This window comes from Acetomicrobium sp. S15 = DSM 107314, assembly GCF_016125955.1.
Lineage (GTDB): Bacteria > Synergistota > Synergistia > Synergistales > Thermosynergistaceae > Thermosynergistes > Thermosynergistes pyruvativorans.
Genome location: NZ_JADEVE010000383.1, coordinates 1 through 491, shown reverse-complemented (window position 1 = coordinate 491; position 491 = coordinate 1). Strand labels below are relative to the sequence as shown.

Annotated in this window: 1 pseudogene; it reads left to right on the top strand. The window is 51.9% G+C overall.

The features are described 5' to 3' along the window. Positions 1–276 (top strand): annotated as a pseudogene (locus EZM41_RS14805) (hypothetical protein); the annotation flags it as partial. Positions 277–491 lie beyond the last annotated feature (215 nt).

The following is a 491-nucleotide window of genomic DNA, read 5'->3' as shown; positions in this document are numbered from 1 at the left end:
CCCATGAAGTCAGCGAAGTGCATGTCAACCACTGGCCTCATGCCTCCGAGGGCCGCACCCACTCCAGCCCCTACGATAGCCGTTTCTGAAATGGGCGTATCTTTGACGCGATCCAATCCGAACTTCTGCGGCAATCCCTTCGGTGGGCTCCTCTATCTCGGAGGAGAGGGAGAGCTCTTGGGAGGGCACAAGGGATATGGCCTCGCCCTTTTGGTGGAACTCTTGTGCGTCGGGCTTTCTTTAGGTGACTTAAGCAAGCTATTAGCTAAACAATAAGACATGATAGATGTACTGCACCTATCTTCTGTTTTGTGGTTAATGAAGGTGACCAAAGATGAAGGGTAGGGAAATGACCCCCAGTATTCTAAAAGCGTGGTTTATCTTGACCCGAGGACAGCAGGCATAGGATACGCCATAGTCATAGCCACATCTTACGCAATGGGCGGCAATCTCGACAATATGGACCCGGGCATCGATTACCTGGCGCAGCT